At 72.6% G+C, this 9,166-nt stretch carries 10 protein-coding genes; 2 read left to right on the forward strand and 8 right to left on the reverse strand.

Going from position 1 to position 9,166, the window contains the following annotated elements; translation table 11 throughout:
- Together AB0K09_RS24035 and AB0K09_RS24040 are read left to right on the forward strand one after the other, a co-directional pair.
- A partial coding sequence (locus tag AB0K09_RS24035; protein ID WP_366067444.1) for a hypothetical protein occupies positions 1 to 409 on the forward strand: 409 nt, incomplete at its 5' end.
- A 44-nt stretch (positions 410 to 453) separates the two neighbouring features.
- On the forward strand, positions 454 to 1,317 hold the full coding sequence (locus AB0K09_RS24040) for a DNA-formamidopyrimidine glycosylase family protein (RefSeq protein WP_366067445.1): 864 nt from the start codon (positions 454 to 456) through the stop codon (positions 1,315 to 1,317).
- Between the two features lie 307 nt (positions 1,318 to 1,624).
- On the opposite strand, the gene AB0K09_RS24045 is transcribed toward AB0K09_RS24040, so the two are convergent.
- The 8 genes from AB0K09_RS24045 to AB0K09_RS24080 form a co-directional block, all read right to left on the reverse strand.
- The gene (locus AB0K09_RS24045) at positions 1,625 to 1,849 is read right to left on the reverse strand and encodes a hypothetical protein (protein ID WP_366067446.1); all 225 of its coding nucleotides are present in this window, start codon (positions 1,847 to 1,849) and stop codon (positions 1,625 to 1,627) included.
- Between the two features lie 76 nt (positions 1,850 to 1,925).
- Positions 1,926 to 2,396, reverse strand: a complete 471-nt coding sequence (locus AB0K09_RS24050) for a DNA starvation/stationary phase protection protein (RefSeq protein ID WP_366067447.1) — start codon at positions 2,394 to 2,396, stop codon at positions 1,926 to 1,928.
- A 156-nt stretch (positions 2,397 to 2,552) separates the two neighbouring features.
- Positions 2,553 to 2,936, reverse strand: coding sequence for a helix-turn-helix transcriptional regulator (locus AB0K09_RS24055; protein ID WP_086566431.1), 384 nt, complete (start codon positions 2,934 to 2,936; stop codon positions 2,553 to 2,555).
- Positions 2,937 to 3,045: 109 nt separating this feature from the next.
- Complete coding sequence (locus tag AB0K09_RS24060) at positions 3,046 to 3,570, reverse strand: nicotinamide-nucleotide amidohydrolase family protein (RefSeq protein WP_366067448.1); 525 nt, start codon at positions 3,568 to 3,570, stop codon at positions 3,046 to 3,048.
- A complete protein-coding gene (pgsA, locus tag AB0K09_RS24065) occupies positions 3,567 to 4,202 on the reverse strand; it encodes a CDP-diacylglycerol--glycerol-3-phosphate 3-phosphatidyltransferase (protein WP_366067449.1) in 636 nt (211 codons plus the stop codon). Before pgsA ends, AB0K09_RS24060 begins: the two co-directional genes overlap by 4 nt.
- Complete coding sequence (gene rimO, locus AB0K09_RS24070; RefSeq protein ID WP_366067450.1) at positions 4,199 to 5,698, reverse strand: 30S ribosomal protein S12 methylthiotransferase RimO; 1,500 nt, start codon at positions 5,696 to 5,698, stop codon at positions 4,199 to 4,201. Before rimO ends, pgsA begins: the two co-directional genes overlap by 4 nt.
- Before the next feature lie 106 nt (positions 5,699 to 5,804).
- Positions 5,805 to 6,620 carry a RodZ domain-containing protein gene (locus tag AB0K09_RS24075; RefSeq protein ID WP_366067451.1) on the reverse strand — a complete coding sequence of 272 codons (816 nt, stop codon included), beginning with the start codon at positions 6,618 to 6,620 and terminating at the stop codon, positions 5,805 to 5,807.
- Between the two features lie 205 nt (positions 6,621 to 6,825).
- Positions 6,826 to 9,036 (reverse strand): DNA translocase FtsK, encoded by a 2,211-nt coding sequence (locus tag AB0K09_RS24080; protein ID WP_366067452.1) that lies wholly within the window; start codon positions 9,034 to 9,036, stop codon positions 6,826 to 6,828.
- Positions 9,037 to 9,166 lie beyond the last annotated feature (130 nt).

Here is a 9,166-nt window from a genome sequence, read left to right on the forward strand (position 1 = left end):
GCCCGGCCGGCGCCGGGCCGTCCTGCTCGCCGCCGCCGACCCCGCCAACGCCTACGGGGCGGCCCTGCCGTGGCCGGAGCCGCCGGCCGGGGCGTCGCACAAGCCCGGCCGCAAGGCCGGTTCGCTGGTCGTGCTGCTCGACGGCGCGCTGGCGCTGTACGTCGAGCGTGGCGGGAAGACCGTGCTGGCCTGGCCCCAGCGGGAGGGCGCCGAGGCTCCCGAGCCCGACGACCCGGGGCTGCGTGAGGCGGCCGCCGCCCTCGCGGAGGCGGCGCACGCGGGCATGCTGGGTACGGTCACGGTCGAGCGGGTCAACGGCGCGTCGGCGCTGTCGTCCCCGCTGGGAGCGCTCCTGGAGGAGGCGGGCTTCCACGCCACGCCGCGCGGCCTGCGGCTGCGCGGCGCCTGAGCCGTCCCACGCCGCCGCGTCCCGCCGCGTCCGAGGAGGTAGCGATGCCCGAGGGGGACACCGTCTGGCTCACCGCGCGCAACCTCCACCGCGCCCTGGCCGGCCGGACGCTGGTCCGCAGCGATCTACGGGTGCCCCGGCTGGCCACCGTCGACCTCACCGGCCGGGCCGTGACGGAGGTCGTTCCGCGCGGCAAGCACCTGCTGACCCGCGTCGAGGGCGGGCTGACCCTCCACTCCCATCTGGGCATGGACGGGTCCTGGCGGATCCAGGCGACCGGCGAGCGACCGCGCGGCGGGCCGGCGCACCAGATCCGGGCGATCCTCGCCAACTCCGGGTACACGGCCGTGGGCTACCGCCTGCCCGCGCTGGATCTGCTGCGCACGGCGGAGGAGCACACGGTCGTCGGCCATCTGGGCCCCGATCTCCTCGGCCCCGGCTGGGACCCGGAGGAGGCCGCGCGCCGGCTGCTCGCCGAGCCCGCCCGCGCCCTGGGCGAGGCCCTGCTCGACCAGCGCAATCTGGCGGGCATCGGCAATGTCTACAAGTCGGAGCTCTGCTTCCTGCTCCGCGTCTCCCCCTGGCTGCCCGCCGGGGAGCTCCCCGATCCCGGCCGGCTGACCGCCCTGGCCAGAAGGCTGCTGGAGGCCAACAAGGAGCGCTTCACCCGTATCACCACGGCCGATCCCCGTCCCGAGCACCGACTGTGGGTGTACGGGCGCGCAGGGCGTCCGTGCCGCCGCTGCGGCACCCCGGTGCGGATGGCCGACCAGGGCCCGGGCGGCCAGGAGCGCTCCACCTACTGGTGCCCCCGCTGCCAGCCCGGCCCCGGCTCCGGTGGTCCGGACGCGCCGGGCGCGTCCGGCCCGGCCGGCGGATCAGGCCGCGGCGCTGACCCGAGTGGGTGAGGCGCCGGGGATCCGCCCCCGGGGAATCCGCCCCCACCTCCGTCCTCACCCCGGCTCCCACCGGCCCGGTGGCGCCGGTGCGGCCGCCGGAACCACCGGCGGCGCCGGACGCGCGGCACGCAGTGCACGGGCAGCAGGCTGAGCCCCCAGCCCCCGGCGGCCAGCGACAGCTCCACCGGCCCGGCCGCGCCGGGCTGGGCGAGCACCCGGAAGAACGCCCACCACCATGCGCCGCCCGCGACCGGCGCGAGGAGGGCGAGCCAGGTGAAGCGGGCGGCCTGCCCGCCGCCCGGCCGGGCCCGGACCATCAGCCGGGGGCCTCCTCCGGGGGCTCTCCGCGCAGCGCGGCCAGCCGGGCCTCCAGTTCCGCGACCTCGCGGTCCCGCCGGTGCAGCTCACTGATCACGCGCTGCTCCCCCTCGTGGACGCCCTCCTGGTAGACGCTGCGCACGAAGGCCCCGGCGGCCGCCTGGTCGAGGTCCGTGACCACCATCAGCTCGTTGGTGAAGCGGATCACCGGGTGCTCGTCCATGCACCCAGGAGACCGTGGCCCGGCCGAGCCCGCCACCGGAGACGGCGGCGGGCCCCGCACGCGCCCCGCGCGGGGCTCAGGCGTTCTCCGCCTGGAACATCCAGTGGTGCTTCTCGAGATCCCCGGTGAGACCGATGAGGATGTCCTGGGTCACGGGGTCCGGGTCGGCCGTCGAGCGGATGCGCTCCCGCATCCGGGTGATGACGGCACCGAGTGCCGCGACGAGGATGCGGACGGCGTCGGTGTCCTTGTTCCAGCCGCCGCCGACCGTGTCGATGCCACTGGTCTTGGCAACGGTCTCGGCTCGGCCGTCCGGTGCGACACCAAGGGCCGAGGCCCGCTCGGCCACCGTGTCGGCATGCTTGCGCGCACTGGCGACGACGTCGTCGAGCTGCAGGTGCACGGAGCGGAAACGCGGGCCGACCACGGTCCAGTGGACCTGCTTGGCCACGAGGGAGAGGTCCACCAGATCCACGAGCGCGCCCTGGAGGGCGTCGCCGACGATCTTGCGGTCCTGCTCGGACAGCGGGCTCTTGACGACAGACATCCGCTTCCTCCTGTTCATCCGGAAAGTTCCGTTCCACCGGCCTTCCCACCATCGCACAGGAGCGCGACAGCGGCCGGAGAACGGCAAAGGGTCCTGGTCGAACTTCTGACCAGGACCCTCGACGTCAAACGGACGCCTTTTCCGGAACGAACGGTGTCAGGCCGCGACCACGTCCACGGCCTCCGCGGGGGCCTTGATGGTCACGCGCTCCCCCGGTACGCCCGTCACGGACGTCACGGACACCGAATTGAACATCGGCCGCATCGGCGCGGGTACCGGCTCGCTCGCCGCCGCCGACTGCGCCAGCTCGGCGAGCGACAGTTCATCGCTCACCTCACGCATGACCTCGGACATCCGTACGTCCAGAGCGTCGCAGATTGCGGAGAGAAGCTCGGAGGACGCCTCTTTCTGCCCGCGCTCGACCTCGGAGAGGTAACCGAGCGAGACCCGGGCTGACGAGGAGACCTCGCGCAGAGTGCGGCCCTGGCGTTGGCGCTGCCGACGCAGCACGTCACCCAGCAGGCGACGGAGCAGAATCATCGGTGGCTCCCTCCTTGGACCGCGAATCCGGTTCCTTCACGCCCCACCGTACCGCCTCGGGGTGCGGCCGTGCGGGGAGCTATGTCGTGTTCACTCAGGGCTGCAAACATCAATTCCCCCCGTTGTGTTCCGTATCCTTTGCCCCCGCGTTCTCTGTCAGTTCGCACAACAGGAGCGCGAGAACTTCGCGTACGCTCTCCGCCCGCACGCGCGCCCTGTCGCCGTCCAGCGACAGCTCGCGCACCGCGCCCGCGCCGTGCGGGCCGGCGGCGGCGACGAAGACCGTGCCGACCGGCTTGCCGTCCTGGGGGGCCGGCCCGGCGACGCCCGTCGTGGCGAGCCCCCAGTCCGCGCCGAGGAGCGCCCGCACACCCTCGGCCATCTGCCGCGCCACCTCGGGGTCCACGGCACCGCGCGCGGCGAGCAGCGCTCCGTCCACGCCGAGCAGGTCGCGCTTGACGTCGGTGGCGTAGGCGGTGACCGAGCCGCGCACCGACTCCGAGGCGCCCGCGACCGCCGTCAGCTCCGCCACGACGAGGCCGCCCGTGAGCGACTCCGCGACGGCCACCGTCTGCTCGCGCTCCCGCAGCACCGCGAGGGCCTCGGGCGCCCGGCTGCCGACCCCGGTGCTCACCGCGCGGGCCCGCCCGGTTCCGCGGACCGCCCGGCACGGCGCAACTGGACGGCCTGCTTCACGTAGTCCAGACCGGTCAGCACCGTCAATGCGACGGCCACCGCCATCACCCAGAAGCGCAGGGTCGCCAGCGGCCCGGTGAGCGCCAGGATGTACATGCCGGTGCCGACGCCCTGGGCGAGCGTCTTCATCTTTCCGCCCCGGCTGGCCGGAATGACCCCGTGCCGGATGACCCAGAAGCGCATCAGCGTGATGCCGATCTCGCGCAGGAGGATCACCCCGGTCACCCACCACGGGAGATCGTCCAGGGTGGACAGGCAGATCAGCGCCGCCCCCATGATCGCCTTGTCGGCGATCGGGTCCGCGATCTTCCCGAAGTCGGTGACCAGGTTGTACGTCCGCGCGAGATGGCCGTCGAACAGGTCCGTGATCATGGCGACGGCGAATGCCGCCCAGGCGAAGGAGCGCCAGGCCGGGTCGTAGCCGCCGTTGTGCATCATCAGCAGGACGAACCCGGGCACGAGGAGCAGCCGCACCATGGTGAGGATGTTGGCGATGTTCCACAGCCCGGCCTGCCGCATGGACGCCGCGGGGGCGTGGCCTCCCGCTGCGGAGGCCGGGACTCCGCTCATCTGGCGGCCTCCTCGCTCCACCATTCGCTCCCCACGGGCTGGGCGACGAGGTCCACACCCTCGCTCGCCACGACCTTTGCCACGACCATACGGCCGGGGGCCGGCGCCTCGGCGCCGCCCATGTCCAGCAGCACCTGGCCGTCGGTCTCGGGCGCCTGGTGGGCCGCGCGGCCGATGACGCCCTCCTCGTCGACCCGGTCGACGAGCACCTCGACGGTGTCCCCGATCCGCTCCTCCGCGCGCTGCGCGGTGAGCTCCTCGGCGAGCCGCGAGACGCGCTCCAGGCGCTCGGCGACGATCTCCGGGTCGGTCTTGTTCTCGTAGCCGGCGGCCTCGGTGCCGTCCTCGTCCGAGTAGCCGAAGACGCCGATGGCGTCGAGACGCGCCCCGTTCAGGAAACGCTCCAGCTCGGCGAGGTCTTCCTCACTCTCGCCGGGGAAGCCGACGATGAAGTTGGAGCGGGCACCGGCCTGCGGGGCCTTGGCGCGGATCGCCTCCAGCAGGTCCAGGAAGCGGTCGGTGTCGCCGAAGCGGCGCATGGCCCGCAGCACGCCCGGCGCGGAGTGCTGGAAGGACAGGTCGAAGTAGGGGGCGACCTTCTCGGTGGAGGTCAGGACGTCGATCAGGCCCGGCCGCATCTCCGCGGGCTGGAGGTAGCTGACGCGGATCCGCTCCAGGCCGTCCACTGCCGCGAGCTCCGGCAGGAGCGTCTCCAGCAGCCGGATGTCGCCGAGGTCCTTGCCGTAGGAGGTGTTGTTCTCGGAGACCAGCATGATCTCCTTGACGCCCTGCTCGGCCAGCCAGCGGGTCTCGTTCAGCACGTCGGCGGGGCGGCGGGAGATGAAGGAGCCGCGGAAGGACGGGATGGCGCAGAAGGTGCAGCGCCGGTCGCAGCCGGAGGCGAGCTTGACGGAGGCGACGGGGCTGGCGCCGAGCCTGCGGCGCAGCGGGGCGCGCGGGCCGGACGCGGGCGCGAGGCCCTCCGGCAGGTCGGCGGGGGCTTCCGCGGGCGGCTCCGCGCCGTCCTGCGCGTGCCCGGGCAGGGCCACGTCGGCGGCGGCCTGCCGCTCGGCGGGGCTGATCGGCAGCAGCTTGCGCCGGTCGCGCGGGGTGTGGGAGGCGTGGACGCCGCCGGAGAGGATGGTCTGGAGCCGGTCGGAGATGTCGGCGTAGTCGTCGAAGCCGAGCACACCGTCGGCCTCGGGCAGCGCCTCGGCCAGCTCCTTGCCGTACCGCTCGGCCATGCAGCCGACGGCCACCACGGCCTGGGTGCGGCCGTGATCCTTCAGATCGTTGGCCTCCAGCAGGGCGTCGACGGAGTCCTTCTTGGCGGCCTCGACGAAGCCACAGGTGTTGACGACGGCCACATCGGCGTCGGCGGCGTCCTCGACGAGGTCCCAGCCATCCGCCGCCAAGCGGCCTGCCAGCTCCTCCGAGTCCACCTCGTTACGGGCGCAGCCAAGTGTGACAAGAGCGACGGTACGGCGTTCGGGCATAGGGCTCAGCCTACTTTGTCCCGGCACCGCGTCCGCTGCCGAGTCACTCCGGGACGCGGAGAGACCGGTCACCCCGCCGGCTCCCGCGGCCGCCCCGGGCGCCCGGTCAGCCGACCTCGGGGTCGCCCCGGGTGTAGCTCAGCCGCTGGACGGGGCCGTCCTCGCCCAGCTTCTTGATCTCCTTGCCGTTCACGAACAGCTGGACGGCGCCGGCGTTGCCGAGGACGAGGTCGATGCGCTTGCTGTCGGTGAAGGTCTTGGAGGCCCCCTGCCGCAGTACGCCCTCCTCCAGCAGCTTGCCGTTGTGATCCTTGGCGGACATCCAGGTCTGGCCGTTCTCGGCGGTGAGCTTGACGGTGACCTTGTTGGCCGGGACACCCGCGATGGCGCTGTCGGACGGGGCCGGCTTGGGGTCGGCCTTGCCGCGGCCGGCCTTGCCGCCGGGCGCCTTGGACGGCTTGGCGGGCTTGGCGGTGGACGGGTCGGCGGCGACGGAGGTGTTCTCCCCCTGGGCGCCGCCATTGAAGAGGGTGAATCCGACAAAACCGACGACCGCGACAATCGCGGCGACCATCGCCGCCGTCCAGTTGGGCCGCCGGGGTTCGGGGCGGATCCGCTCGGCCTCGAACAGCGGCGCGGCGGGGGTCGGCGCGAGCCGCCCGCCGTGGTCCGCGGCGTACTGCTCCAGAAGCGGGACCGGATCGAGCCCGACGGCACGAGCCAGCGTGCGGATATGCCCTCGGGCGTACACGTGTCCGCCACAGCGGGTGAAATCATCCTGTTCGATCGCATGAACGATCGGAATGCGTACGCGAGTAATCGAACTGACCTCATCGACAGTCAGTCCTGCGCTGATACGGGCCTGCTGAAGAGAACGTCCGACGGAGGGCCGGTCGTCTTCGGGAGAGTTGCCGATGGACACGTGGGCGCCTTTCGAGCGTGCAGCCACCTGCTGGAGATTCAGTCTAGGGGGGATGCAAAAGCATCGGGCAAGCGGGAAGACGGACTTTGTAGGCCATCAGAATGCTCTGCGGCACCGGCGGTGGTACATCACCTCTTCCCTCCCCCTCAACTGCGCGCGTCGCCGAGAGAAACGGTTGGTCAGGCACCTGTTCCGGACGGGGAGGTCACTCGGGGGACTCGCCGCGGACGACCGCGAGGACCGCGTCCAGCTCATCGGGCTTGACCAGGACGTCGCGCGCCTTGGAGCCCTCGCTCGGGCCCACGATATTGCGCGACTCCATCAGGTCCATGAGCCTGCCCGCCTTGGCGAATCCCACACGCAATTTGCGCTGGAGCATCGAAGTCGACCCGAACTGGGTGGATACGACCAGCTCGGCCGCCTGGCACAACAGATCGAGGTCGTCACCGATGTCCTCGTCGATTTCCTTCTTCTTCGCCGAGCCGACCGTCACGTCGTCCCGGAAGACCGGGGCCATCTGGTCCTTGCAGTGCTTGACGACGGCCGCGACCTCGGCCTCGGTCACGAAGGCGCCCTGCATGCGGACCGGCTTGTTGGCCCCCATCGGCAGGAAGAGCCCGTCGCCCTTGCCGATCAGCTTCTCGGCGCCCGGCTGGTCGAGGATGACCCGGCTGTCGGCGAGTGAGGACGTGGCGAAGGCGAGCCGCGAGGGCACGTTCGCCTTGATCAGACCGGTGACGACGTCGACGGACGGCCGCTGGGTGGCCAGCACCAGATGGATGCCGGCGGCGCGGGCCAGCTGGGTGATCCGGACGATGGAGTCCTCCACGTCCCGCGGGGCCACCATCATCAGGTCCGCGAGCTCGTCCACGATGACGAGCAGATACGGGTAGGGCGACAGCTCCCGCCCGCTGCCCTCCGGCGGCTTGACCTTGCCCTCCCGGACGGCCGCGTTGAAGTCGTCGATGTGCCGGAAGCCGAAGGCCGCGAGGTCGTCGTAGCGCAGGTCCATCTCGCGCACGACCCACTGGAGGGCCTCGGCGGCCCGCTTGGGGTTGGTGATGATCGGGGTGATCAGGTGCGGGATGCCCTCGTAGGCGGTGAGCTCGACACGCTTGGGGTCGACCAGCACCATCCGGACGTCCTCGGGGGTCGCCCGCACCATGATCGAGGTGATCAGGCAGTTGATGCAGGAGGACTTTCCGGAACCGGTGGCTCCGGCGACCAGGACGTGCGGCATCGTGGTGAGGTTGGCCATCACGTAGCCGCCCTCGACGTCCTTGCCGAGCGCCACCAGCATCGGGTGCTCGTCGCCCGCGGCGTCCGCCAGGCGCAGCACGTCGCCCAGGTTGACCATTTCCCGGTCGGTGTTCGGGATCTCGATGCCGACGGCCGACTTGCCGGGGATCGGACTGATGATGCGGACGTCCGGGGAGGCGACCGCGTAGGCGATGTTCTTGGTGAGCGCGGTGATCCGCTCGACCTTGACGGCCGGGCCCAGCTCCACCTCGTAGCGGGTGACCGTCGGCCCGCGGGTGAACCCGGTGACGGCCGCGTCGACCTTGAACTCGGCGAACACGTTCGTCAGCGCGGCCACTATGGCGTCGTTGGCGGCGCTGCGGGTCTTGCCGGGGCCGCCACGCTCCAGCAGATCGAGTGACGGCAGGGCGTAGGTGATGTCGCCCGCGAGCTGGAGCTGCTCGGCGCGCGGCGGCAGCCCGCCCGGCTCCGGCGCGGGCTTGGTGAGGTCGGGCACGCCCTTGGTCAGATCGGGGACGCCCCGGGTGAGGTCGGGGACCTCGGCGGTCTTCCGGCCGGCGGGCTTCCTGGCCCCGGGGCGGTCCGCGCTCCGGCCGGTCTCGGTCGAGATGCCGCTGCTCAGGCCGGCGACGAGCGGCGACGGCTGGACGCCGTGCAGCACGGCCCCGTCCAGCGAGGCCGCGGCGGCGGCCGCGAGGTCCACGGCGTCCGGCTCCCGCCCGGCGGGCGGCGGGGCGGGCGTACGGCGCGGCGTGCGGCGCTTGCCGAGCGCCTCTTCCTCGGCCTCGTCCCAGCCACCGTCCGGACCGGGGACGGCGGCGCCCCGACCCGCTGCCCGGCGGGTCCGGCGGGCGGGCGGCTCGCGCCACTCCGCGCCGTACTCGGCGTAGGCCTCGTCCTCCGGCGCGTACTCGCCGGGCAGGGGCTCGATCAGGCCCAGCCGTACGCCGAGCTCGCGCAGCCGGCGGGGGATGGCGTTGACCGGGGTGGCCGTGACGACGAGCAGGCCGAAGACGGTGAGCAGCACCAGCAGCGGCACGGCCAGTACATCGCCGACCGTGTAGACCAGGGGCTTGGAGGCCGCCCAGCCGATCAGGCCGCCGGCGTTCTGGAGGGCCTGCGAGCCGTCGCCGCGCCCGGGTGACCCGCAGGCCACGTGCACCTGGCCGAGGACGCCGATGACCAGCGCGGCGACCCGCACAACTCCGACCCCGCCTACACCCGCTCCCGCGTCCGCCACGAGGCGCTGCCCGTCCTGGAGAAGGCCCTCGGCAAGGGCGTCGTCG

This window comes from Streptomyces sp. NPDC049577 (assembly GCF_040675635.1).
In the GTDB taxonomy this organism is placed as follows: Bacteria; Actinomycetota; Actinomycetes; order Streptomycetales; family Streptomycetaceae; genus Streptomyces.

Coding starts and splice junctions, on each gene's coding strand:
- AB0K09_RS24055 (WP_086566431.1), bottom strand. CDS start 2,936: ATGATTCTGCTCCGTCGCCTGCTGGGTGACGTGCTGCGTCGGCAGCGC.
- AB0K09_RS24045 (WP_366067446.1), bottom strand. CDS start 1,849: ATGGACGAGCACCCGGTGATCCGCTTCACCAACGAGCTGATGGTGGTC.
- AB0K09_RS24040 (WP_366067445.1), top strand. CDS start 454: ATGCCCGAGGGGGACACCGTCTGGCTCACCGCGCGCAACCTCCACCGC.
- rimO (WP_366067450.1), bottom strand. CDS start 5,698: ATGCCCGAACGCCGTACCGTCGCTCTTGTCACACTTGGCTGCGCCCGT.
- pgsA (WP_366067449.1), bottom strand. CDS start 4,202: ATGAGCGGAGTCCCGGCCTCCGCAGCGGGAGGCCACGCCCCCGCGGCG.
- AB0K09_RS24050 (WP_366067447.1), bottom strand. CDS start 2,396: ATGTCTGTCGTCAAGAGCCCGCTGTCCGAGCAGGACCGCAAGATCGTC.